Raw genomic sequence first — 23,861 nt, 5'->3', positions numbered from 1 at the left:
TTGCACACGAATGTGCAAGTTAATAGAATCGACGGGTGACCGACACCAGCACCTCCTCGCGCCGAATCCCCCGGCCGACCCGCGCACCCCGACGCGACGCAGCAGAGAACCGGGTCGCCATTCTCGACGCCGCGATCTCCGAGCTGAATCATGATCCGGATGCCTCGCTCGAGACGATCGCATCGGCCGCCGGGCTGTCGCGTCGCTCGATCTACGGCCACTTCAGCACACGCGACGAGCTCGTCGCCGAGCTCAACGACCGCGGTATCGCCCGGGTCACCGCCGCGCTCGCGCCCATCCGCCACCCCGATGCCCGCGTCGCGCTGGCACTCGTCGGCGCCCGCCTCTGGAGCGAGGTCGAAGATGTGCGCGTGACCGCCCAGTTGGCCATCCGCGGCCCCCGTCGCGACATCGTCGCCGAGGGCCTCGAGCCCATTCGCCAGGGAGTGCTGGAAATCGTTCTGCAGGGCGTCGCCGCAGGTCATCTGCGCACCGACATCGAACCACGCACCCTGGCTCGCCTCATCGAAGGCGCTGCCCTTTCGGTACTCGACGAGGCCGTTCGCGACGACATCTCTCACGCCGAGGGGCACAGGCTCGTCATGCTCGTGGCGCTCAGCACCGCAGGGCTGTCGTGGCGCGAGGCAGCAGGGCTCATCGACACCTCGCCCGAACTCGCCCTCGAGGCCCAGCCCGAGGCATCCCCCCGTCTGTCAGAACAATCAACAGGAGCCACAGCATGAGAATCGACCTCGTCGATGTGACCGCGGGCGAAGGCGCGGATGCGCTGCCCCCCACGACGGTCGGCTTCGAGAGCGGCTCCGTCACCCTCGTGGCGACGGAGACGGCTCAGCGGCCGACGCTGCTCGCGCTGATCGCGAGCGGGCGCATGATTCCGGAGCACGGGTCGGTGACCCGCGAGCCCGAGATGAGCGGCGACGAGCTGCGCGCATCCGTGGCCATCGTCGACGCACCCGACATCTCGGAGCCGGCCAGCGGCCTGCGTCTCGATGGCATCGTGCAGGAGGAGTTGATGTTCGCCGACAGGCCCTCGTCGTCGAAGGCCGTGCTCGAGACGCTCGACACCCTCGGCGCCCGGGAGTTCGCCCGTACGCCCATCGAACATGTGCCCGCCACCGTGCGGCTGCACGTGCTCGCCGAGTTGGCGGCCATGCGCGACAGCGTCGAGGCCCTTGTCCTCACGTCTCCGGATCGGCACGGCGGCGATCCGCTCGAGTGGTATCCGATCGCCGAAGGACTGGCAGAACGCGGCTACGGGGTGCTGGTGATCGCCGGCGCGGCCTCCGTGGCGCTGCTCGACGCGGCGCTCGCCGAGCCCGAAGCCACGGTGGCTCCCAAGCACGTGCTGCCCGAGGTCGTCGAGGAACCCGAAGTCGTAGAAGAACCCGTCGTCGAAGAAGAACCCGCGGTCGCCGAAGAACCCGACAGCTCAGAAGAACCCCAAGTCGTAGAAGAACCCGAAGTCGTAGAAGAAGAAGACACGAAATGACCATCGTCACGCTCGTCCGCGCGGAACTGCGCCGACTCACCTCATCGAAGATGGGCATCCTGGCGCTCATCGCGCTCATGTGCGTGCCCATCATCTACGCCGGGCTCTACCTCTGGGGCAACAACGACCCCTACGGCAACCTCAAGGACGTGCCCGTGGGGCTCGTCGTCGAAGACGCGGGCGCCACGCAGACCGACGCCGACGGAACCGCCTCGACCGTGAACTATGGAGACGAGGTGCGCGACGAATTGCTGAAAGACAACAGCGTCAAGTGGATCGAGGCCACCTCGGCCGAGGCGAAGACGGGAGTCAGCGACGGAACGTTCGACTTCGTGCTCACCCTCGGAAAGGACTTCTCGACCGATCTCACGTCGCCCGTCACCACGACCCCGAAGCAGGCGTCGGTCGAGCTGACGACCAACGACACGAACAGCTTTCTCGCCACCACGATTGCGGGGAACGTCGCCGAGAAGGTGCGCTCGTCGATCGCGGAGAAGGTCGGAAAAGAGGCTGCGCTGAAGTTCCTCGACGGCTTCGCCGACGTGGGCACGAGCCTCGAGACCGCCATCGACGGCGCGAACCAGCTCGCAGACGGCACGACGACGGCTGCCAATGGCTCCTCCCAGCTCGCGGCGGGCGCCGCATCCGCCAACGACGGCGCGCAGCAGCTCGCGACCGGCGCGGCACAGGCGAACACCGGCGCCTCCGACCTCAGCTCCGGTTTGCAGCAGCTCGCCAACGCGACGTCGTCGCTTCCCGCGGACACGGCGGCGCTGAATACCGGCGCCCAGCAGGTAGCGGCCGGTAACGCCGAGCTCGCAACCACCGGAGCGACCTACGCAGCCCAGGCGAACACCATCGCAACGGACCTGCCCCAGACGAAGGCCAAGCTCACCGACCAGGTGGCGCAGCTCGTCACAGACAAGGTCATCACCCAGCAACAGGCAGACCAGCTCCTCGCGGCACTGGACCCGATCGGTCAGCAGGTCACCGACGCCAACGCGAAGATCCAAGATCTGAACGGCAAGCTCGCCGCCCTCGCCTCGGGAAGCCAGCAGGTAGCCGACGGCACCGCGACCCTCGCGGCCTCAGCCCCGACGCTGGCCGGCGGCATCTCGGATGCCTCGGCCGGCGCATCCACCCTGGCCGCGGGCACCCAGCAGCTCGCCGACGGCAGCGCCACCCTCGCGGCCGGCACCCCGGCTCTCGCCACAGGCGCAACCGATCTGCAGACCGGCATCCTGAAGCTCGACGACGGAGCGCACAAGCTGTCGACCGGCCTCACTGAGGGGCTCGGCAAGCTGCCCATCGAGACAGCCGCGCAGCGCGAGAAGAGCGCCTCGGTCATTTCCGACCCGGCTGCGATCGACACGAGCGCGGTCACCAAGGCCAGCACCTACGGCGCCGGAATGGCCCCGTTCTTCATCAGCCTTGCAGCGTGGATCGGCATCTACGCCCTGTTCCTCATCATCAAGCCTCTGTCGAAGCGCGCTCTCACTGCTCTCCGCAAGCCCGGTCGGGTGGCCCTGTCCGGGCTGATGACCCCCGCCATCCTCGGCGCCGTGCAGATGATCGCCGTGTTCGGCATCGTGACCCTCGCCCTCGGCTACCAGGTGGCGAATCCGCTGGGCATGCTCGGATTCATGATCGTGACCTCGGTGACATACGCCGCGATCATCCTGGCGCTGAATGTGTGGCTCGGCAGCGTCGGGCAGTTCCTCGGGCTCGTGCTGATGGTGCTGCAGCTCGTCACGGCCGGCGGCACGTTCCCGTGGCAGACGCTGCCTGGCCCGCTCGCCGCGCTGCACCACGCGCTGCCGATGGGATACGCGGTCGACGGTATCCGGCAACTCATGTACGGCGGCAACCTGGCGCTGGCGTGGGCCGACGTGGCCGTGCTGCTCGCATTCCTGCTCGGAGCGCTCGCCCTGTCGTGGATCGGCGCCCGTCGCATGACGAGAACGCGGACTCTGCGCGACCTGCGACCCTCGCTGATCGGCTGATCCCGCCCGCGCGTCAGCCCGCGTCGACCGACGCGCGAGCCTCGGCGGCCTCGGCGTGGCGACCCAGCTGCTCGAGCACGTCGCCGAGCTCGAGGGTCGCAGCGACCCGCGCCTGCGGAACGTCGCCCAAGCCCTCGACCGCGCCCCGGTAGATCGTGACGGCCGCCTCGGCGTTCTGCTGGGCGACGAGCATGCGCGCTGCAAGCAATTCGGCGAGCCCCGCGGCCACGTCGTCGCCGCATGCCGCGTAGCCGTCAGACGCCGAGAGCGCCACGGGCACGGCCTCGGCCAGGCGATCCAATTGCTGCAGTGCCCGCGCCTTCGAGTCGGTGACATCGGCGACGAGCCACTCCGCCTCCTCGGCCCGTGCAATGGCGAGAACCTCGTCGAGCTCGTCGAGACCTGCATCGTCTCCGAAGCGGCACCGGGCGCGACCCAGGGAGTGCAGAGCCTCGACCAGGAGCTGCAGCTCGTCGGCACCCCGCGCCGTGGCCAGAGCGTCTTCCAACACCGAGATGCACTGCTCGTCGTCGTACGACAGCAGGAGACCGCCGAGCGCGATGCCCGCCTGCGTCGCCCCGATCGGGTCTCCGGCTTCGGTGTAGAGCTCGACGGCGGCGGTCCAGGAACCATAGGCGGCGGACCCGTCCCCGGACTGCCTGTGCGCCTGTCCGAGCCAGAACAGCGTCTCGGCTCGCGCGCCCGGAGCTGCCTCCGACGAGACCTCCGAGGAGTAGACGTCGTCGAGAACCTCGGCCGCCGCCTCGGGCTGACCTGCCTGCACGAGAAGGCGACCCAGGCCGTATCGCAACCCGTCGACATCCGGCCTCTCTGCCAGCTCGGCCTCGCGAACGGCCAGCCGCCATCGGGTCACGGCCTCGTCGAGCCGACCGGCGTCGCGCAGCAGCGACGCACTGAGCACGGCGGAGTCGACCATGCCGGAGCGATGGCCGAGGCGTGTCCACAGCGCCAGGGCGGCATCAGCAGCTGCCAGGCCCGGTTCGACTTCTCCCTCGGCGCCGGCGAGCTGCGCCAGCAGATGATGAGCCGTGGCTCGGAACGCGCGATCGAGGTCGAGCTCGAGCAGACGGTCGAGAGTCACGACCGCCTCGGCGAGCTCGTCGGTTCTCGCGAGCGCGTGCGCCAAGAACATGAGAGCCGAGATCCGCATGGGGCTGTCGGGCGCCTCGTCGAGCAGATCGCCCGCCCGACGGAACAGAACGAGAGCGTGTTCTGCGCGCCCCTCCTGCAGGTGCAGGGACCCGAGCGTGAGTGCGAGATCGGCCCGGGTCTCGCTATCGGCTCCCCGCGCATCCGCCGCCTGCAGCGTCATCTCGAGGACGTGCACGTCGTCGTCGACGGCCGTGCCGAGCATGATGAGTCCGAGCACGACCTCGACATCGGCCTGGTCGTCGCACCCCATGTCGCGCAGCACCGCGATGCGATCGATCTGGCGTGCGGCGGCCTCGTCGAGATCTCCCGCAGCGATCAGGGCCTGAATGAGCACGGCGTAGAGCAACGACCGGATGCGCCCGGCCGGGCTTCGGTCGAGAGGAACGCTCTCGAGTCGCGCGGCCTCGAGACCTCGTCGGGCGGCCGCCACGGAATCACCGTAGGCGCCCGTTCCCATCAGCTCTCGGGCGCGAACGAGCCAGCCATCGGCATCCGTCGGGTCGGCCTCTGTCGCCGACGGGATGCTGGGGAGGAAGCCCTCACCCTGCAGCGGCAGCTCGTAGTGCTCGTCGGCGAGCGCGCGAGACCGCTCGACGAGCCCGCTGTGCCGATCGTTGCCGTTGCGTTCGTCGAAGGCGCTGGCCACGCGTTCGGCGGCGAGCCAGGATGCGGCGGCGAGGTCCTCCGCGCTCCAGTCACCGTCGTGCGGGCCGAAGAACGGCTCGAGCGCGGCGGCGCCCGAGCCACGCACCGCAGCATCGCCGTGGCCGCTTCGAACGACCGCGTCGAGCAGAACGCCGAATGCGCGCAGCGCGGCGAAGTGTGCTCGGGCGTTGAGCGAGTCGTGGGCGAGCCAGCCGATGTGGCGCTCGAGCAGGGTGAGGCCGCGAGCCTCGTTGCCCGTCACGGCGCAGAAGACGAGGTGGTTCGCGATGATGCCGATGTTGTCCGAGCTCGAGCGTGCCAGACGGTAGCTGCGCAGGTGGGCCGCCTTCGCCGTGTCGAGTTCGCCGGCGCGAAGCCACGAGAGCAGCCCGCGGCCGAGGGCCGTCTCCGGCTCCTCGCCGCAGCTCAGGTTCTGTTCGATGATCTCGTCGAATCGTTCGAGTGCCTCGGCCTCGCGCCCCACAGACGCGAGATAGGCGGCGTCTTCGCTTCGCACACAGGCCTCGCAGTGGCTGTACTCGTCGCGAGGCTCGCGTCGGAGAGCCGCCCGGGCGCTCTCGGCCTCCGCGTCGCTCAGGTTGTCGACCGCATCGTCGAAGCGTGCTTGGAGCACGCCGCTCAGGCCGACCCCTGCCCTCCGATACCGCGTCTCCATCTCGTCGAGCACGGCCTCGATCTCGGCGCGCGGAAAGACCGGTGACGCGCCGAGGGTGCCCGCCATCCACTTGAACTGCCACAGCAGATCGAGCTCGCCCACCTTCAGCGGGAAGCGGGCGGGGTCGCTGTCGTGCTTGCCGAGGCACCAACCGAACGACGCCAGCATGGCGTCGGTGTCGCCCGTCATCTTGGCGGATGCGGTGAGCCGGAGCCGAGCCTCGTAGCCGAGGGCGTCTTCGCCCGTCTCGTCGGCAAGCGCGATCGCCTGGTCGATGAGCGACCGCTCGGCGGCACCGAAGGGCAGGGCGTCGATCTGCGTGAACAACTCCAGGATCGTGCTGCGTGACATCTACGACTCGTCGCTTTCTCGAGAGGAATAACCAGGCAGGCCGACGCTGAGATGAACGAGGTCGGAGAGGGCCGAGGTGAGCATCCGGCGGTCGGCGGCCTGCAGCGGCCTGTGGCCCGCGAGCAGGGCCTGAACGTAGACGAGCTGGATGCTCCGGCTGAAGACGGCGTCGTCGTCGGTTGTCGCGAGGGTGCGCACCAGCGGATTGTTCCAGTTGAGGCAGAGTCTGAGGCGGGCCGACGTCTGCCCACCACGCTGCGCTGCAGCCGCCTTGTCGACGCGACCGAGAACGGAGCCCCACAGCGGGGGCGCCGTCTCCTGCGATGCAGCGCGGCCGATCGATCGCAGGGCGTCGGGGTCTGCGACCGCGAGCGCAGGCAGGTCGGCCGGCTCGAAGCCCCGCACATCGACGTCGCACGAGACCTGACGCAGGGCCTCTGTGGCGCGCTGCTCGAGGGTGTGGGCCACGGGCCGGTCTGCCATCGGGGGCGAGTCGAGGTTGTCGAGTTCTCCGAGCACGGTGACGCGCTCGACGGTCACACCGGCCACGATGTCGGGCAGCCGACGCACGATCTCGGCATCGTAGATGTACCCGCCGTTCACGATCGGCGACGATCGATCGGCGAAGGCCGCGACCTGCCTGAACTCGTCGACCGTCTCGGCGTAGCGCACGTGCGCCGAGAGCTGCATCACCGCGTCGAGGGTCATCGGGCCCGCCGATGTCTCGACAGACAGCCAGCGCGCCAGAACGCCGGCGAGCTCGTCGTCGTGCACCACGAGAGACTTGAGCGCCACGTGATGGATGGCGACGAACTCGGCGAGCCGGTGCGGCTCGGCCAGCGCCTTCTGCAGAATCCATCGCCGAAGCGCGGCCCCGAGCTCGGAGCGGGTGTACTCGAGCGACTCGTTCTCGACCAGCTGCTCGCGCGATGCGGTGGGCTGCAGACCCTCGGTATCGATGACGGCGCGAACGAAGAACGCCCAGTCGGGAAGCAACTCGTCGATGCGTTCGCCGAGCAGCATCCGGCCGAGGTAGACACGGGTCGACTGGCGGGAGCCTGGAGGGGGCGCGTAGGGAAGAACGAAGGCCGTACCCCTCGTCGCAGTTCCGGGAACGACGAGAGGGATGGCGTCGAAGGGGGTCGCTCCGAGCAGCTCTGCGCCGTATGCGACGAGTTCTGCCGACGGCTCCACGTTGGCCTGCAGAAAGACCGCGTCGCGATTGATGATCTCTTCGCCTCCGCGCGGCAGCGTGATGCGCACGGGCAGGTCGAGGTACTCGCCGAAGCGCGTCGCGAGTGCCACGATCGATGCACTCGACAGGGTCTCGGACATGCCGGCGAGGGGTGCCAGTCGCACCTCGGTGCCGATTGCCAGCGCCGCGGTCTCGTGCTCGTCGAGTTCTCGGGCCGTGTAGGTTCCGTCGGTCGCCCCGATCCACTCGACGCCCGGGCCTCCGGCCGCCGGTCGCGAGTGGATCACGATGCGGTCCGCCACCATGAAGCAGCTGAGCAGTCCGATTCCGAACTGCCCCAGATAGTCGGTTCGCGGAAGGTCGAACAGATCCCGCTTCGACGACCGGCCCACCGTGGCGAGCAACTCCCCCACATCGGCGAGTGTCAGCCCGACGCCGTCATCGCGGAAGACGAATTCCCCGCCCTCGGCGTCGGCGGGCGTGATCCAGATTCCGCCGCCCCCGGCGATCGGTTCCGCCAGCTGCTGGCGTCGGGCTATGACCGCGTCGCGCCCGTTCTGCAGCAGCTCGCGGAGAAAGACCTGAGGGCTCGAGTAGATATGCCTCGAGAGAAGATCGACCACGCCGCGCAGGTCGACCTGAAAAGGCCTCGGCGCCCCGGGCGCGACGCCATCTGTTCGAGACACACTGCTCTCCCTCACGATCTATCCCGTCGTTCACAGTACCTGCCGGGCGCACACCCCGCGGTACGCGCGAGGTCAGCCCTCGACGGTGACTCGGGTCGTGTCCCATCCGGTCGCGCCGCTCGGAGCGGGAGGCGCCTGCCTGTCTGTCTGCGTGTACCCCGACTTGTCGGTCGCCCGCACGTCGATCGTGTGGGCGCCCTCCGATGCCTGCCACTGCAGTACCCACTGCACCCATGTGTCGTCGGAGATGCCGGGCGCGAGAGTCGCCTTCTGCCAGGCGCCGCCGTCGATGCGCACCTCGACTCCGGCTATTCCCGTGTGCGGCGCCCACGCGACGCCCGCTATGGCGACGGTTCCGGATGCGACGGTCTGGCCCGACAGCGGAACGTCGATGCGCGACTGCGTCACGACAGGTCCGAGAGCGTCCCATCCTCGCGGGGTCCAGTACCCCTCGGCGTCGGCGAATCGCGTGACCTTCATCTCGGTGACCCACTTGGTGGCCGAGACGTAACCGAACAGGCCGGGCACGATCATGCGCGCGGGAAAACCGTGCTCCGTGGGCAGCGGCTCGCCATTCATTCCGACGGCCAGCAGGGCTTCCCGACCAGGATCGGTGAGCGTCTCGAGGGGCGTGCCGGCGCTGAAACCGTCGGGCCCCGATGACAGCACCATGTCGGCATCCGACTGCACGCCGGCGCGGGCGAGCAGCTCACGGATCGGGTAGCCGAGCCACGTCGCCGTTCCTATCAGCCCGCCGCCGACCTCGTTCGATACGCACGCGATCGTGGTCACATGCTCGGTGAGCGGAAGGGCGAGCAGTTCGGCGTAGCCGATCGTGACCTCTGTGTCGACGAGCCCGGTGATCTTCAGCTGCCAGTCGTCTGGATTGATCTGTGGAACCTGGAGGGCGACGTCGATGCGGTAGAACTGCTCGTTCGGCGTGATCAGCGTGCTGATGCCCTCGACGTCGAGGCTGGTGGCCGGGTCGATGGCCGGTGCGGCCGTGGCCGGAGCGGGCAACGCGATCGCCTGCCGGATCGCAGTGACGGCCGCCGTGCTGGCGTTCATCGCTCGGGCGCCGATGGCGACGATCAGAGCCGTCGCGCCCGTGACGCCGGCAAAGGTCAGGAACTGCCTGCGCTGCATACCGGTGCGCGCGGCCTCGGGCACCTCGAGCCACGCGTCCAGGCGCCGGATGCCCGTGCGCAGCACGAGCACGCCGGCGATCATTCCCAACACGGTCGGGAAGGCCCACAGGGCGCTCGCCTCAGGACGGGTCTGAACGGCCACAACGGCGACCGCCGAGAACAGGATGAGGATCACGACGCCGAGTGGCGGTCGACGCCGTTCGAGCACACCGGCGAGGGCCGCGAAAGCCACGACGACAACCCCGAGAATGACGAACAACGCGATCTTGTCACCCGTGCCGAACAGGGCGATCATCGACTCCTTGAGCCAGGCCGGCGCGAGGTCGATGGCCAGCTGGCCGACAGCGAAGAACGGCGACGAAGAACTCGAGATGAAGATGGCGACGACCTCGGCCGTCGCGAGCACCACGAGAGCCGACAGCAGTCCGACCAGTGCCGACATCCCATGTGTTCGCATGAGCACGACCCTACGCGCTGCTTCCGTGAGAGGGGCTGGGTATTCCGTGCCACGAAGCGGTTGCTACGCTACGACAGTGGTAGCTGTGTCGGGGGACAGTAGGGCGGTCGTCCGTTCTGCCGTCGAGCGCAGCGTGTTCCTTTCGCAGTTGCTGTTGGCGGGCGCCACGCTGGTGCTCGCGACGATCTCGTTTCTCATCGATCCGCTCGCGCTCGCGTCTCCGATGTTCTTCGCCGGGGTGGTCGCGATCTTCGCCATCACCGGGCTCTCTGCAGCCGTTCCGTGGCGCCGTTTCGCCAAGGGGTGGATCGCCGTTCTCCCCGTGCTCGACATCATCGCGATCTCGCTCATCCGACAGGATCAGCCACAGCTCGGCGCCACCCTGCTGTTCGTGTTTCCGGCCATCTGGATGTCGATGCACTTCGGGCTCTGGGGTGCCGCCGTCTCGGTGGTGCTTCCCGCCATCCTCACCTGGGGTGGCGAGTTCCTGAGGAACAACTCGGAGACGATCGACCCGGCGATCCTTCCTCGCCTCGGTGTCGTACCCATCGTGCTCGCCTTCGTCGCCACCACCGTCTATTCGACGACCCGGCGGGCCGCCGCCCAACGCTCGCTGCTTCAGCAGCAGGCCGATCTCTTCGAGCAGGCGCTGCAGAGCTCGAGGCGCCAGAAGCAGACTCTCGACGAACTGTTCGACGCCGTGGACTTCGGCGTGATCGGATTCGACGGTTCCGGCCGCGTCAACCTGATCAACCGGGCACAGCGCCAGATGGTGGCCCCCTACGCCCTCGGACAGGATGCGATCGTTCCCGCGGTCATCTACCGCGAAGACCGCACCACGCCGTACGAGGAGCACGAGAGGCCGTTCCAGCGGGCGTTGCAGGGCGAGTCCATCGACCGCGAGACGGTCTGGTTCGGCGAACCCGGAGAGGCTCAGGCCGCCATCCTCACCTCGTCGCGCCCCGTGATCGACGAGCGTGGTCGCTACGACGGCGGCGTCATCGTGTTCCGCGACATCACCGCCGAGCTCAAGGCGGTGAAGGCCCGCGACGACCTCGTCGCATCGGTGTCGCACGAGCTCCGCACGCCCCTCACGTCGATCGTCGGCTATACGGAGCTGGCTCTCGACGAGGACATCTCCGACACCACTCGCGCGATGCTCGAGATCACGTCGCGCAACGCCGACCGGATGCTCGGCATCGTGGCCGATCTGCTCACGGCGGCGAGCGAGTCCACGCAGACCCTTCTGATGGTCTTCGCGCCGTGCGACCTCGCCCAGCTGGTGCGAGACGGTATCGAGTCGATCACCCCCGTCGCGTCGATCAACCACATCACCTTCAGCACTCCCGAGCTCGAGACGCTGGTCTTCGACGCGGATGCCTTCCGGCTCCGCCAGGTCATCGACAACATCCTCTCCAACGCGGTGAAGTACAACGTGGCCTATGGCCGCATCGACGTCTCGCTCAGAGCCGCAACGGGCGGCGTGGCCGAGTTGCGGGTGCACGACACGGGGCGAGGCATGACGGATTCCGAGCAGGCGCACCTGTTCGACCGCTTCTACCGCGCCGACTCCGTGCGCAACTCCGCCGTGCACGGTTCCGGCCTCGGACTGAGCATCAGTCGGGATATCGTGAATCAGCACGGGGGCGACCTCCGTCTCGAGTCCGAACGAGGCAAGGGCACGACCGCGATCATGACCGTTCCCATGAAAGACCGCGAGCCCGCCGGGGATCCATCGCCCGAATCGAAGGCCGCTCTATGAACCTCGACAGCTTCACCTTGATGGCCATGTCGAGCCTGGCCGTCGTACTCTGCGGCATCTCGTTCATTCTCAACACCTCGTTCACCCGCAACGACTCCACCGGTCGCATCTGGAGCCTGGGCTTCATCAGCGGCATCGTCGTGGCCGCCGGTTACGGGGTCGAGGCCGCGGTCCCGGATGCCTGGTGGGGGCTTCTCGTCGGCAACGCCGCGTACATCGCCGCCGTCGGTGCCCTTTGGAGCGGCGCTCGCCTGCACAACGGTCGGTCGCCCCGGCTATGGATCGTCGCAGTGGTCGCTCTGGTCGTGGTGGTCGCCACCGCCCTGCAGGCTGCCGACGCGGGCACCTGGGCCGGCGCCCCCGTGCTGTGGCTCGGGCTCACGGCCCTCAGCGCGCTCGGCGCGATCGAGTTGCAGCGAGGTCGGCTGCGCCGCAACATCAACGGTCGCGCGCTCAGCATCGTGCTGTGGGTCGTCGCGGTCTTCATGCTCGCCCGCACGATCTCATTCCTGGTATCCGGACCCGAGGGCAGGTCGTTCAGCACCTACTTCAACTCCGGCATAGCGGCCGTCGTGACCATGGCCCTGATCATCAGCGCGGCGATCGCCGTCTCGGTTCTCCGCGTCGAACGCGGTGCGGACAGCGCGGTGGGCGACCTCAGCGACGGCATCTTCTCTCGGGCCGGCGTCCTGTCGGCGGAATCCTTCGTGCAGACCGCCGAAGATCACCTCGAGAGAGCCGAAGCCGCCCGGGGCGGAATCGCCCTGATCGGTGCCGACGTCGATCGACTGCCCGAGGTGAATATTGCCTTCGGGCGCGGGGCCGGCGACGAGGCCATCTCGACGTTCGCTCAGACCCTGCGCATGACCGTCCCCATCATGGCGGCCATCGGGCATCCGTCGGCCGGCCGATTCTTCGTCCTCGCAACTGTCGCCAGCGAGACCGAGGCGCTCGCGTTGGCCGAGCGCATCCAGATAGCCCTCGTCGACACGCCCCTGCCCGACCGACAGAAGATCAGACTCACGGCGAGCCTCGGAATCGCCACGTCGTTCGATCACGGCTACGCTCTGACCGCCCTGACCGCCGCGGTCGTGAGCTCGGTGGAACAGGTCAAGTCCGCCGGCGGCAACCACATCGTGGTCGGCACAAGCGACTGAGCTACTCCGCGATCGCGATCGTGATCTGGTCGCTGGCCGTCTGCTTCGCGTAGGCCCCGGAGGTCGGGGTGGTCTGGATGAGCAGCTCATAAGTGAACGACAGCGTGACGCTCGTGGCGGCAGGGTCCACGGCCGGCAGGATGAATGTCTGGCTGTAGCTGTAGGGCGACTTGATGTCGTAGCCGGGCGCCACGGTCGACTGGTCGCTCAGCGGCGCCGGCGACTCCAACGATCCCTTGGGCCCGGATACGGCGACCACCAGGCTGACCCGCGACAGGTACACGCCCTGCCCCTCATCGGTTCCGAGGGCTCCGATCAGCGAGAAGCTGATGGGCTTGTTGGCGTCGGCCTTCCACTGGTCCATGCTCAGCGTCGACCAGTAGTTGGCTGTCAGAGCCGCATCTCCGGCCTGCAGCTGATGCTGGGCAGACCCCGTGGCGAGCTCGTTGACGATCGAGGTGATCGTGGCCTTGGGCGTGGGAGTCGAGGTCTTGGTCGATGTGGCTGCGGATGTCGTGCCGACGGCCCATGGAGCCGTGCCGCATCCGCTCATCGTCAGAACGAGGGCTGCCCCCAGAGCAGCGGTCGCGACCGCTTTCTTCCCGCTGACCCGAAACATGCGCCACTCCCCCGTGCCATCATCTGCCCCCACCCCAGACCTGGGATGCGCGAATCTTGAGCATATCTTGTGGAGACCTTGTCTTTGACTTGCCGAAAGCCTGATTTGGGTGCGACAGAGTTGCACTCATGACCGACACGAACCGTTACGTGAAGCCCCAGCCGGACGTCGACCCCGCCCTCGCCGCCTATGCGACCGAGTTCATCGACATCGTCGACGCCCTGCCGAGCTACCGCCCGATGGTCGGCTGCATCGTTCCGGCCTACAACGAGGCGGACTCCATCGCCCAGGTGCTCGAATCGCTCCTGGCGCAGACCCGCCTTCCCGACGTCATCCACGTGGTCGTCAACAACTCCACCGACAAGACGGTCGAGATCGCCAGCGAGTTCGCCGGCCCCCACAGCCGCACCGACAATGGTGTGACGCAGGAGACCGAGATCTTCATCCATGACATCGGCGAAAACCCCGACAAGAAGGTCGGCGCTCTCAACTACGGGTTCTCGCTCGTCGAGGGCTGCGACTACCTGCTCGGTGTCGACGGTGACACCACGGCCGACGTCACCGCCGTCGAGTCGCTCGAGGCGGAGATCGCATCCGATACCCGCATCGGCGGCATCTCGGCGATCTACTCGATCGACGAGGCGCCCATCAAGGGCACGATGGCCAAGTTCCTCATCTCGGGCCAGCGCGCACAGTTCGCCGCGTTCAACATGCAGAACATGCTCCGCGGCCGCAACATGGCCGTTCTCGGCGGCCAATTCTCGATCTTCTCGATCAAGGCACTGCGCGAGGTCATGGTCGACAGCCACCAGGCGACGCCGTGGGTCAAGGACTCCGAGGTCGAGGACTCCCTGCTCTCGCTGCAGATCAAGAGCGCCGGCTACCTCACCAAGATCTCGGCCCGCGCCCGCGCCAACGTCGGCGGCATGACCACGCTTCGCGGCCTCGACGCCCAGCAGGTCAAGTGGAACTTCGGCGCCATCGAACTGATGTGGCCCGGACAGCGTGGTGACACCAAGGGGCAGCCCCTCCACCCCAACCTGCGTCTGCGGTGGCTCGAGAACTTCTCGATGGTCGCGAACATCGTGACCCGAGGGCTCTTCTTCCTGCTGCTCATCGCGTCGCTCTCGATCGGCGCATTTGTGTTCAGCCCGGTCTGGCTCGTTCCGCCGCTCGTGGCCATTCTGCTGAACTGGCGCACAGCCGCATCTATGAAGAACCGCAGCTGGCGGGACACCTTCTTCGCTATGGCGATGTTCCCCGCCGAGCTCTACATGTGGGTTCGTATCGGCCACTTCGTTCGGGCCTGGTCGAAGTTCGCCAGCAACAAGCAGGTCGACAACTGGGCCGAGCAGGCCAAGGCCGAGCGCGGCTCGGGCAACGCCTACCTCACGCCGCTTCTCGTCGCCGCGGGCATCGTCGTGGCGATGGTGGTCATCTGGATGCAGCTGCCCATCGTCGCCCAGTCGACCATTCTCTGGATCGGCTGGCCCGTGCTCGGTGTCATCACCGTGCTCCAGACGCTCACCATGTTCGCCAAGCTCGTCAAGCGTCAGCACGGCTACAAGGTATGAGTCGTCTACTCGACGAGGACGCCCTCCACGATCTGCTTTCAGCGGTGGGTCGGGACGAGGGAGCGCGTTCTCGGTTCGCCCGTGATTTCGTCAGCCTCTGGGAGACCCGTGTCCGGAGGCTGACGAACGCCCTCGAGATCCGAGACGCTGAGGAGGCACACGTCGTGCTCCTCAGCATCCGGTCATCGAGCAAGATGATCGGCGCTCAGATCATCGAGGCGACAGCGACGCTGATGCACAGCTCGCTCGATCGTCAAGACCTCGAGGGATGCGCGCGTCACATCGGTCGACTCGACCAGGTAGGACAGGAGACCTGCGTCGAGCTCGACGCACGGTTCGGTCTCAGCTCGAGCGTCTGACGGCTACTCGTCTGCTGCAGCGAGCCTGTAGCCCACGCCGCGCACGGTCTCGAGCCAGCGCGGCGCGGTGAGGCTGTCGCCGAGCTTCTTGCGCAGATTGCCCATGTGCACCTCGACGGCCCGCTTGTCGGCCTCGGTCACGTAGTAGGCGGTCACGTAGCTCTCGCCGCGCAGCAGCAGCGCGAGGTCGGCCTTGGTTCGAACCCGCCGCCGCGATTCCACGACCGCGACGAGCAGATCGAACTCGGTGCGAGTGAGATCGAGGTCTCTCCCATCGAGCGAGGCCAGTCGCATCTCTCGATTGAGACGCAGACCGTTGTGGCCGATCCATCCCTCGCCGCCGTCTTCCGACGTCTCGCGCCCGACCGGGGCAGCCGCTTCCGGCGCGGCATCGGGAACACCCGGGGCCGCGTGTGCGCCGGTGCGCGTGCTCGGCTCGCCGACCGGCGCGGGGGCGACGGCAACCGGCGCCTCGGCGACCAGGGCTGCCGCAGGAGCGGGTGCTGCTGTGGGAGCGGGCGCTGCCGCAGGAGCAGCAGGTACGGCCGCTGCGGGCTCCTCGGTCGTCGCCATGCGCGGACGACGCAGCATCGCGTCGATGCGGGCGCGCAGCTCGCGCGGGCGGAACGGTTTGGTCAGATAGTCGTCGGCACCGGCCTCGAGGCCCTGCAGGGTGTCGATCTCCTCGTCGCGGGCCGTGAGCATGACGATGTAGGTCTGGCTGAACGTGCGCAGACGCTTCGCCACCTCGAAGCCGTCCATGCCGGGCATGCTCACGTCGAGGGTGGTGACGATCGGCTCGTAGGCACGCACCGCCTGGATGCCATCGTGGCCGTTGCTCGTGGCGATCACGTCGAACCCCGCCTGCGTCAGAACGCTCTCGAGCAGGTGCCGGATGTCGGCATCGTCCTCGATGATGACGGCCATTCGTCTCTCTTGCGCGTCAAAGCTCACAGTGATCCCCAATCCTTCGACGTACGGTGCACGATATCAAAGCGTGCGGCTACCAGCCGGCATTGGCGGCCAGTTCGCTCACGCTCTGCGGCCACCAGGTTCCCGCCGTCGGTCCGCCGTTGCAGGCACCATCGCTCTCGCCCGGCGGCTTGATCCACAGCTGCGCGTCGAGGTGTCCGGCGTTCGTGATGACGCTCGACTCCACTCCCAGCGCGCGCCCCGAGGGATTGCACCATTCGCCGTTCGAACCGTTGCCGTTTCGGCCCGTGTCGATGACGTAGTGCGAGTCGCCCGTGAGGGCAGAGAGCTTCTCGCCGTAGGCGCGCTCTTTCACGGTGGCGTTGTAATTCGAGACGTTCGTTGCGAAGCCACGGGTCTGCGCGATGCCGGCGCGCGTCAGCAGATCGGCCATCTGAGTGGCGGGAAGCCAGGTCGAGTGCCCGCCGTCGAGGTAGACGGTGGCCTTGGTCGTGGCGAAGGTGTCGACTGCACCCTTCACCTGGGCGACGCGCTCGTCGACGTTGCCGCACTGCGTCGCCAGGGCGAGAGCATCCGGTTCGAGAACGACGATGGCTGAGCGCTGGGCGATCGCGCCGGCGATCTCGGCCGTCCACAGGGGGTACTCGGCTGCCGTGAGGCCACCGGCCGACTGGTTGCCGCAGTCGCGGTTCGGCACTCCGTAGACGACGAAGATCGGAGTGGCTCCTTGAGACTCTGCCGAGTCGAGGATCTGAGTCACCGTCGCCGCGATCGTGGCGGTCGGGTTGCGCTCGGGCACGAGCCAGATCGCCGTGGGCACGGCGGCGAGTTTGTCGAGCACCTCGGTGCCGGCCGACGGAGCGACGGGCTGATCCGCGACACCCGCATCGGCGGCAGCGGATGCGGCCGCGGCCTTCGCCGCAAGAGAGTCGGGATCGACATAGAAGGTGTCGCCCTGCAACGGGTTGTCGATGACGACCTCACCATTCGAATCGGTGCCGGGTGCCGACTCGGACGACACCATGGGCGCCGTGACCAACCCCGTGAAGACGACGCCGAGAGCGACGATGGGCAGGGTCAGCGCCACGATGGCGATCGCTACCCCGATGCGCGAGCCTTTAGACGTCACTGGGTAAGTGTATCCGGGGCGGCGCCGGCGAATGCGACGTGCTGCAGGATCCAGGCGTGCATTGCGACCGCTGCCGCCGCCGAGGCGTTGATCGAGCGGGTCGACCCGAATTGGCTGATCTCGACGATCGCATCGGCCGCCTCGAGTGCGGGCGAGGAGAGCCCGGGGCCCTCCTGCCCGAAGAGCAGCACGCATGAGGCCGGCAGCGAGAAGGTCTCGATGATGACGCTGCCGGGCACGTTGTCGATCGCGATGACCGGCAGACCCGCATCCGCCGCCCACGCCACGAACGTCTCGACGTCGGGATGATGGAGAACATGTTGGTAGCGATCGGTCACCATGGCTCCGCGCTTGTTCCAACGCCGGCGCCCGATGATATGCACGGTGTCGGCACCGAACGCGTTGGCGCTGCGCACGATCGACCCGATATTGAGGTCGTGCTGCCAATTCTCGATCGCCACGTGGAACGGGTGACGGGTCAGATCGAGATCGGCGACGATCGCGTCCATGCGCCAGTAGCGATAGCGGTCGATCACGTTGCGGGAGTCGCCGGATGCCAGCAGCTCGGCGTCATAGAAATCATCGTCGGGCCATTCGCCCTGCCACGGGCCGACGCCGTTGGTGGTCAGTTCGACAGACGGATTCTGCGGGGCGGGAATCGGTTCATCGGACATGCTCTCAGGCTACCGGCCTCCGTTCCCGGGCCCGGTTCCAGCGACGAGTCGTCACAGGTTCCTGAGATTCACTTTTAGGCGCGCCTAAATATTCGCTACAGTGGCCACATGCTCCGAGCCTCTTCCGCGACGAAGCCGACAACGCCGCGCGGTTCACACCTGGTGTGGCTGCTCGGCCCAGCCCTCGTCGCGGGCGTCGCGTATCTCGACCCGGGCAATGTCGCCAGCAACATGACCGCCGGCGCGACGTTCGGCTTCCTGCTCGTGTGGATCGTGGTGCTGGGCAACGTCATGGCGTGGCTCATCCAGTACCTGTCGGCGAAGCTCGGCATCGTGACCGGGAAGAGCCTGCCCGAGCTGCTCGGAGAGCGCATCGATTCGCTCTGGGGTCGTCGACTCTTCTGGGTGCAGGCCGAGCTCGTCGCCATGGCGACCGATCTCGCCGAGATCATCGGAGGGGCCATCGCCCTCTCTCTGCTCTTCGATCTGCCGTTGCTGCTCGGCGGCGTGATCACCGGCACCGTCTCGATGCTGGTCCTCATCCTTCAAGGCTCGGGGCGACAGAAGACATTCGAGCGCGTCATCATCTCGATGCTCGTGATCATCGCGGTGGGCTTCGCGGCCGGCGTGGTCATCAACCCGCCCGACGCGGCCTCCGTAGCGGGCGGCCTCGTGCCCCGCTTCGAGGGCCCGTCTTCGGTGCTGCTCGCGGCATCCATTCTCGGCGCCACGATCATGCCGCACGCCATCTACGCGCATTCGGCCCTGACGCGCGACCGCTTCGTCGTTCGGGCCGCCGACCACACCACGAAGCGCCTCATCACGGCCACCCGATGGGACGTCACGATCGCACTCGTCATCGCGGGAACCGTGAATCTCGCCATCCTGCTCCTCGCGGCAACCTCTCTGCAGGGCGTCGCGGGCACCGAGACGCTCGAGGGTGCGCACGCCGCCATCGGGCAGGCCATGGGCGGCGTCGTCGCGACGCTGTTCGCCGTGGGGCTGCTCGCATCCGGTCTCGCGTCGACCTCGGTCGGAGCCTACGCGGGGGCCGAGATCATGCAGGGCCTCCTGCGGTTGCGCGTGCCGATCGTCTGGCGCCGCCTCGTCACCCTGCTTCCGGCGCTCGTCATTCTGGGGATCGGAATCGATCCCACCTGGGCTCTCGTCGTCAGCCAGGTCGTGCTCTCGTTCGGCATTCCGTTCGCTCTCATCCCGTTGGTCTGGCTGACCTCGAGGCGTCCATTGCTCGGGGAGTTCACCAACCGCTGGCACACCACCGTCGCCGGAGTCATTGCGTCGGTGCTGCTCGTGACTCTCAATGTGACCCTGCTCGTGCTCATCTTCACGGGGGCATGAGCCTAGGCTGGGGTCATCATGAGCATCCCCGAGCCGGTCGCGCGTCGCACCCAGCCGAACGCCGACTCCGCCGCGGAGGACTACCTCAAGACGATCTACCACCACACCGAGTGGCAGTCCGCTCCTGTCACACCGTCGGTACTGGCCGCGACCATGGGCGTCGCTCCGTCGTCGGTCACCGAGATGGCGAAGAAGCTCAGCGCCGCAGGGCTCGTGAACTACGAACCATACAAACCGCTGACGCTCACGAAGGCGGGCACGGCTCGGGCCCGGGGCGTCATCCGTCGGCACCGTCTCATCGAGACCTGGCTGGTCGACGAGATGGGCTACGACTGGCACGAGGTGCACGACGAGGCCGAAGTACTCGAGCATTCCATCAGCGATCGGCTCCTCGACGCCATCGACGCGCGCCTCGGGCATCCCACTCGAGACCCGCACGGCGACCCCATTCCTGCGGCCGACGGCACGGTGGACTCGTCGCCCGCCCTCCTGCTGTCGGAGGCGGCCGTCGGATCGACCGGCATGGTGGTGCGCATCAGCGACAGAGACCCGTCGCTTCTCCTCTCGCTCGCCGCGGCAGGCATCCGGCCCTCGACGACCGTGTCGGTGGTGTCTCGGGATGCCTCGACCGGCTTCATCGTGCGCGTCGCCGGGGCCAGCGATACGGATGCCAATGCCGGCCCGCTCGTGCCCGTCTCGGCATCCGGCGGCTCGTCGATCTGGATCTCGACACCAGCCTGAGCCCTGCGTGGCTACGGCCGCTAGGCTGGGCGAAGCAGGCTATGAAAGGACTATCCCATGGCTCGACGCGATGAGATCGAATGCTGGCTGACCGATATGGACGGCGTTCTCGTGCACGAGAACAGGGCGCTTCCAGGGGCTGCCGAGCTGCTGCAGCAGTGGCGCGACGAGGGCAAGCCCTACCTGGTGCTCACCAACAACTCCATCTACACGCCGCGCGACCTCAGCGCCCGGCTGCGGGCATCCGGTCTCGAGGTGCCCGAGGAGGCCATCTGGACATCGGCGCTCGCCACGGCGAGCTTTCTGAAGTCGCAGATGCCCGGCGGCAGCGCCTTCGTGATCGGCGAGGCCGGCATCACGACCGCCCTGCATGAGGCGGGCTTCATCATGACCGACACCAACCCCGACTACGTGGTCGTCGGCGAGACCCGCAATTACTCGTTCGAGGCGATCACACGCGCGATCAGGCTGATCTCGGCCGGTGCGCGGTTCATCGTCACGAATCCGGATGCGACGGGGCCGAGTGCCGAGGGCCCGATGCCGGCCACCGGCGCGGTCGCCGCGCTGATCACCAAGGCCACGGGCATGGAGCCCTATGTCGTGGGCAAGCCCAACCCCATGATGTTCCGTTCCGCGCTCAACCGCATCGGCGCTCACTCCGAGAACACGGGCATGATCGGCGACCGCATGGACACCGACGTGGTGGCCGGCATCGAGGCGGGGCTGCACACGATTCTGGTGCTCACCGGCATCAGCGACCAGGCCGAGATCGAGAAGTACCCGTTCCGTCCAGACGAGATCCTCGCGGGAGTGCAGGACCTGCTTCGCACGGAACCCTTCGAGTCAGACGAGATCTGACCGCAGCCCCGTTCGCATCCGCGCCTGTTGGGTTCATCCGCGCCAGGCCGTCCAGCCGCGGATAGCCCTCACGGGCGCGGATGCTGGCGCTTAGAGCTTCGCCCAGCGGGCTCTGGCCGCGCAGAACAGTCCGTAGGCGATGAGACCGACGCCCACGAGCACCAGGATCACCTTTCCGAACGGCAGGTCGATGAGGGCCTTGAGCGCGCCGTCGAGACCGGATGCCTTCTCCGGATCCGCGGTCACGGCGGCCACCACGAAGAGCACTCCGACGACGAAGAGCGCGACACCCTTGGCGACATAGCCCGCGATGCCGAGCCCGCGCACGACCTTGCCGGTCGTACCGGCAGGGATCACCAGGTGCTTCTCGAACTTCTTGAGTACCCCCTGCACCACGAAGGCGACGCCGATGCCGGCCACCACCAGCCCGACGATCACGAGCAGGATGACGCCTCCCGGGCTCGCGAGCAGCTTGGCGCTGAGGCTCTGGCTGGAATCGGACGAGCTCGACGACCCGCCGAGCGCGAAAGTCAGGGCAGTGGCACCGACGGCTCCATAGGCGATTCCCTTGCCGAGCTCAGAGACACGTCTGCCCCACTTCTTCTTGGGGTCGGGCTCGTCGAGCAGGAAGACCTGTGCGACCTGCCACAGCGTCAGGGCGAACAGACCGATTGCCACGATCCAGATCACCACGATTCCGCCGGGCTTCGACGACAACTCCTGAAGGGCGCCCGACTGATCGGCCGAGTCTCCCGAGCCGCCGACGAGGCCGATGGCGATGGCGCCGATGAGAATGTGCAGGAGGCCGAGAACGGCGTATCCGGTGCGTGCGAGGATCTCGAGCGCCCGACTATTTTTGGCCGTTCTTGCAGCGGTCTTCGCAGAATTGGTCATTACTCGAGGCTAACGAGAGCGGACTGAGCCTGGCTAGGGGTGGACACGACGAGGCATGGGCAGAGCTATACGCCGCCCACTCCCCCGCCGCCACCGCCGCCGCCGGAGAATCCGCCGCCACCCGATCCACCGCTCGATGACGACGACGTGCTCGCGGTGCTGCCCGAATAGGTGGCAGCCGTCGTCGCCGCGAACGACCCCACGCTGGCGGCGAAGTAGGCGGCGTTGAAGCCGGTGGCTCCGCCATACCAGTGAGGCTGCGTCTGCGTCTGCTCGTAGTAGGTGCCGAGCACCTTCGCCCACTCGTCTTCGACGCCCCACAGAACGGCGAAGGGCAACAGCTTCTCGTAGATCTTCACGATCTGACCGCCATCCGGGGTGGAGGCCTGGGTCTTGAGCGCGCCCTCGGGGCTCTGGAGCATGCGGAATCGATCTTCCTCAGCCACGGTCAGGTAGAGCTGAACGCCCTTCAAATAGTCCCGCAGCTCGGCGCCGGCCGTCGTGAGCGGCGTACGGAACAGGATGATCCAGGAGAGTGCGATGCACAGCACGCCGAGAGCCACCGGGATGAAGGGCAGAGCCCCGCCTCGGGAATCCGCGCCGAGGAAAGCTCCGAAGATGATCGTGGCGAGTCCGGAGACGAAGACGGTGACCGCCAGGAGAAGGCTCCGACCGGCGGTGCCTTTCTTGAAGTAGCCGTCCTTGACGGCCCTCGCACGCACCGTCTTGATGAACTTCTGCACGTCGGTCGCGAGGTCTGTGTCGTTCCTCTTGAGCTCGCGCCTGTTGTCGGGCGTTCCATCGAAGATCAGTCGATAGAACTCGAGCTCCTGCGGCGACAGTCCGTCGCTGTGCACGGCGTGCAGCCAGTACTCGGGCTTCTTCGACCACATCGAGTCGCTGGGCTTCTCGACGATCTGCAGGTTCCCGCGTACCGCCAGCGCGACGAATCCGGATGCCGCGGCGCGGCTCGTGCGCTTCAGGATCGCCGCCGAGGTGAAGACATCGGCGGCCGGGGGCGTGTACTCGGCGACGATGGTCGGCCGACCCCGCGCATCCCGGAGCCCCGTGGTGCGCCAGACGACCGAGAGAACCGCACCGGCGACCGCAATCAGGGCGGCGAGCAACTGCGCCCATCCCTGCCACGCGCCGAGGTAGGAATCGTCGCGGGGTACGAACGTCGCGGCCTCGAAGCCGACGGCCACGGTCACGTTCTCGTGTGCGCCGAGAGGAACGCCCCCGGCCGTGAACACCGTCTCGCCGTCTGCGTCCTCGCTGACGATGGGGCACGTCGCGGTCGAGCCGTAGGGGCCCGCGTAGCAGCTCGCCTTGCCCGTCAGCGCCCCGGCGAGCCGCTCGGGCACGTGCAGTCGTGCCGTCGCCGACCCGAAACTCTGCAGCGAGTCGAATCCGACCGAGTCCCAGTAGAACTCGTCGACATCGCTCGCCTCGTCGTGCCTCGTGACGTTGTGCTGCGTGTAGGTGAACGTGTAGGTCTGCGCTCCATGAACGAAGTCGTCTGCCCGCACCGTGACGACGAGGAAGTCGCCGTCGTCGTTCTTCTCGGCCTCGAAGGAGCGCGGGTCTCCGTTCTCGTCGACGACGCTCTCGACGTCGACGTCTGTGGGGTGTCCGTCGTAGGCGAGCGGGATGGCGCGACGGATTCCACGGTTCTGATCGGAGTCCGGGAAATGCGCCACGAAGGTCTCGATCGTCTTCAGGGTCGACCGGCCATCGGCATCGGTGTCGAGATAGAAGTCGGCGTCGTACGACGAGAACGAGAAGTCATCGACGCCCGCTGCAACGCCGGATGCGACGGGTGCGGCCTCGACGACCGTCGCGGTCGCGGGGGCGGCCCCCACCAACGCCATCCCCCCTAGGCCAGCAACAACAAGGACGCTCATGAGGATCTTGCGCATGCTGCTCACTTTACGGAAGCCGGGCGGGAACGACGAAGG

19 protein-coding genes are annotated in these 23,861 nt (G+C 67.4%); 10 read left to right on the top strand and 9 right to left on the bottom strand.

Translation table 11 applies throughout. The features are described 5' to 3' along the window. Positions 1-35: 35 nt before the first annotated feature. From ASF79_RS12200 to ASF79_RS12190, 3 genes are read left to right on the top strand one after another with little or no spacing between them, the layout of a single operon-like run. Positions 36-743 carry a TetR/AcrR family transcriptional regulator gene (locus ASF79_RS12200; RefSeq protein ID WP_235480543.1) on the top strand — a complete coding sequence of 236 codons (708 nt, stop codon included), beginning with the start codon at positions 36-38 and terminating at the stop codon, positions 741-743. Then, a complete protein-coding gene (locus ASF79_RS12195) occupies positions 740-1,510 on the top strand; it encodes a hypothetical protein (RefSeq protein ID WP_055855290.1) in 771 nt (256 codons plus the stop codon). The genes ASF79_RS12200 and ASF79_RS12195 overlap by 4 nt, the downstream gene beginning before the upstream one ends. Further along, the gene (locus tag ASF79_RS12190; protein WP_055855288.1) at positions 1,507-3,513 is read left to right on the top strand and encodes a YhgE/Pip family protein; all 2,007 of its coding nucleotides are present in this window, start codon (positions 1,507-1,509) and stop codon (positions 3,511-3,513) included. Before ASF79_RS12195 ends, ASF79_RS12190 begins: the two co-directional genes overlap by 4 nt. A gap of 13 nt (positions 3,514-3,526) precedes the next feature. Here ASF79_RS12190 and ASF79_RS12185 read toward each other — a convergent pair whose 3' ends face one another. From ASF79_RS12185 to ASF79_RS12175, 3 genes are all read right to left on the bottom strand, one after another. Next, positions 3,527-6,358 carry a hypothetical protein gene (locus ASF79_RS12185; RefSeq protein ID WP_055855286.1) on the bottom strand — a complete coding sequence of 944 codons (2,832 nt, stop codon included), beginning with the start codon at positions 6,356-6,358 and terminating at the stop codon, positions 3,527-3,529. Continuing rightward, positions 6,359-8,239, bottom strand: coding sequence for an HSP90 family protein (locus ASF79_RS12180; protein ID WP_055855283.1), 1,881 nt, complete (start codon positions 8,237-8,239; stop codon positions 6,359-6,361). A 72-nt stretch (positions 8,240-8,311) separates the two neighbouring features. After that, positions 8,312-9,844, bottom strand: coding sequence for a molybdopterin-dependent oxidoreductase (locus ASF79_RS12175; protein WP_055856071.1), 1,533 nt, complete (start codon positions 9,842-9,844; stop codon positions 8,312-8,314). Positions 9,845-9,977: 133 nt separating this feature from the next. Here ASF79_RS12175 and ASF79_RS12170 point away from each other — a divergent pair, with 133 nt between their 5' ends. Together ASF79_RS12170 and ASF79_RS12165 are read left to right on the top strand one after the other, a co-directional pair. Then, the gene (locus tag ASF79_RS12170; protein WP_055855281.1) at positions 9,978-11,606 is read left to right on the top strand and encodes a sensor histidine kinase; all 1,629 of its coding nucleotides are present in this window, start codon (positions 9,978-9,980) and stop codon (positions 11,604-11,606) included. Further along, positions 11,603-12,763 carry a GGDEF domain-containing protein gene (locus ASF79_RS12165; protein ID WP_055855279.1) on the top strand — a complete coding sequence of 387 codons (1,161 nt, stop codon included), beginning with the start codon at positions 11,603-11,605 and terminating at the stop codon, positions 12,761-12,763. The genes ASF79_RS12170 and ASF79_RS12165 overlap by 4 nt, the downstream gene beginning before the upstream one ends. Position 12,764: 1 nt before the next feature. On the opposite strand, the gene ASF79_RS12160 is transcribed toward ASF79_RS12165, so the two are convergent. Beyond that, positions 12,765-13,382: a hypothetical protein gene (locus ASF79_RS12160; RefSeq protein ID WP_055779862.1), complete on the bottom strand. Its 618-nt coding sequence runs from the start codon at positions 13,380-13,382 to the stop codon at positions 12,765-12,767. Between the two features lie 128 nt (positions 13,383-13,510). Here ASF79_RS12160 and ASF79_RS12155 point away from each other — a divergent pair, with 128 nt between their 5' ends. Further along, entirely contained in the window at positions 13,511-14,956 is a 1,446-nt protein-coding gene (locus tag ASF79_RS12155; RefSeq protein WP_055778784.1) for a glycosyltransferase, read from the top strand. Continuing rightward, on the top strand, positions 14,953-15,315 hold the full coding sequence (locus tag ASF79_RS12150; protein WP_146077691.1) for a hypothetical protein: 363 nt from the start codon (positions 14,953-14,955) through the stop codon (positions 15,313-15,315). Before ASF79_RS12155 ends, ASF79_RS12150 begins: the two co-directional genes overlap by 4 nt. 3 nt (positions 15,316-15,318) lie before the next feature. Here the strand turns inward: ASF79_RS12150 and ASF79_RS12145 are convergent, their stop codons facing one another. From ASF79_RS12145 to ASF79_RS12135, 3 genes are all read right to left on the bottom strand, one after another. Beyond that, the gene (locus tag ASF79_RS12145; RefSeq protein WP_055778789.1) at positions 15,319-16,242 is read right to left on the bottom strand and encodes a response regulator transcription factor; all 924 of its coding nucleotides are present in this window, start codon (positions 16,240-16,242) and stop codon (positions 15,319-15,321) included. A 76-nt stretch (positions 16,243-16,318) separates the two neighbouring features. Further along, positions 16,319-17,377, bottom strand: a complete 1,059-nt coding sequence (locus ASF79_RS12140) for a glycoside hydrolase family 6 protein (protein ID WP_055855277.1) — start codon at positions 17,375-17,377, stop codon at positions 16,319-16,321. Further along, positions 17,374-18,051 carry a TrmH family RNA methyltransferase gene (locus ASF79_RS12135; RefSeq protein WP_055778793.1) on the bottom strand — a complete coding sequence of 226 codons (678 nt, stop codon included), beginning with the start codon at positions 18,049-18,051 and terminating at the stop codon, positions 17,374-17,376. The genes ASF79_RS12140 and ASF79_RS12135 overlap by 4 nt, the downstream gene beginning before the upstream one ends. Positions 18,052-18,159: 108 nt before the next feature. Between ASF79_RS12135 and ASF79_RS12130 the strand changes: the two genes are divergently transcribed. Genes ASF79_RS12130 through ASF79_RS12120 form a run of 3 tightly spaced genes read left to right on the top strand, consistent with a single transcriptional unit; the run spans position 18,160 to position 21,009 of the window. Next, positions 18,160-19,410, top strand: coding sequence for an Nramp family divalent metal transporter (locus ASF79_RS12130; RefSeq protein WP_055855275.1), 1,251 nt, complete (start codon positions 18,160-18,162; stop codon positions 19,408-19,410). Positions 19,411-19,428: 18 nt separating this feature from the next. Next, positions 19,429-20,151, top strand: a complete 723-nt coding sequence (locus tag ASF79_RS12125) for a metal-dependent transcriptional regulator (RefSeq protein WP_055855273.1) — start codon at positions 19,429-19,431, stop codon at positions 20,149-20,151. A 57-nt stretch (positions 20,152-20,208) separates the two neighbouring features. Then, positions 20,209-21,009: an HAD-IIA family hydrolase gene (locus tag ASF79_RS12120; protein ID WP_055778800.1), complete on the top strand. Its 801-nt coding sequence runs from the start codon at positions 20,209-20,211 to the stop codon at positions 21,007-21,009. A 90-nt stretch (positions 21,010-21,099) separates the two neighbouring features. On the opposite strand, the gene ASF79_RS12115 is transcribed toward ASF79_RS12120, so the two are convergent. Together ASF79_RS12115 and ASF79_RS12110 are read right to left on the bottom strand one after the other, a co-directional pair. Further along, positions 21,100-21,903 carry a DUF1206 domain-containing protein gene (locus ASF79_RS12115; protein ID WP_055778802.1) on the bottom strand — a complete coding sequence of 268 codons (804 nt, stop codon included), beginning with the start codon at positions 21,901-21,903 and terminating at the stop codon, positions 21,100-21,102. Positions 21,904-21,968: 65 nt separating this feature from the next. Further along, positions 21,969-23,822 carry a DUF2207 domain-containing protein gene (locus ASF79_RS12110; RefSeq protein WP_082495870.1) on the bottom strand — a complete coding sequence of 618 codons (1,854 nt, stop codon included), beginning with the start codon at positions 23,820-23,822 and terminating at the stop codon, positions 21,969-21,971. Positions 23,823-23,861 lie beyond the last annotated feature (39 nt).

This window comes from Agreia sp. Leaf335, from assembly GCF_001423605.1.
Classification (GTDB): Bacteria; Actinomycetota; Actinomycetes; order Actinomycetales; family Microbacteriaceae; genus Agreia.
This window is presented reverse-complemented; position numbering and strand designations above follow the sequence as displayed.